The following is a 567-nucleotide window of genomic DNA, read 5'->3' as shown; positions in this document are numbered from 1 at the left end:
GCTCAAGGGCGAGCAGATTCCCCTGGCCGGCCGCATCGTTGCCCTCGCGGACGTGTTCGATGCGCTGATGTCCGAGCGCCCCTACAAGGGCGCCTGGAGCACGGAGGAGATTGCAAGGTTCCTTCCAGCAGAGGCCGGCAAGCATTTCGATCCGCAGCTGGTCGCGGCGATGATGGGCAGGTTCGACGAGATCGTCGCGCTCTGGAGGCAGTTTGAGCGGACGGCGGTAGGTCGTCGAAGGATCGGCGCCCGCAGCCCCACCCCGATTTTGAACTACCTTTTGGCGGCGTGACCCACGGCGGTGTCCGGGGCGTGCGTGAGCATCACCAACCTTTGAATAGCAGGTGAAATTCACCGCCACTGGGTGCCCCTGTCACTGCAGTCATCCACTAGCACGCGCCACCAACCGTGCGTTTTTGGGAGAAGCCAATGTCGAAGTCTGCCTCGCACAACTCGCCTTCGGGACATGTACATGCCCGTCGCGCGTTCCAGGCGATGCGTCCTGGGTTCACCGCCTATGTCATCCTGGCCTGCCTCGCCATGCTCGGGCTGGGGGCATTCCAGGGG

The 567-nt window shown here is 63.7% G+C and carries 1 protein-coding gene; it reads left to right on the top strand.

The window, feature by feature from the left end; all coding sequences use genetic code 11:
- Positions 1-292, top strand: a 292-nt coding sequence (locus AC1DWF_RS37280) for an HD-GYP domain-containing protein (protein WP_476843450.1), incomplete at its 5' end; no start/stop codon positions are given.
- Positions 293-567 lie beyond the last annotated feature (275 nt).

Source organism: Aminobacter sp. P4_D5, assembly GCF_056401815.1.
This window is presented reverse-complemented; position numbering and strand designations above follow the sequence as displayed.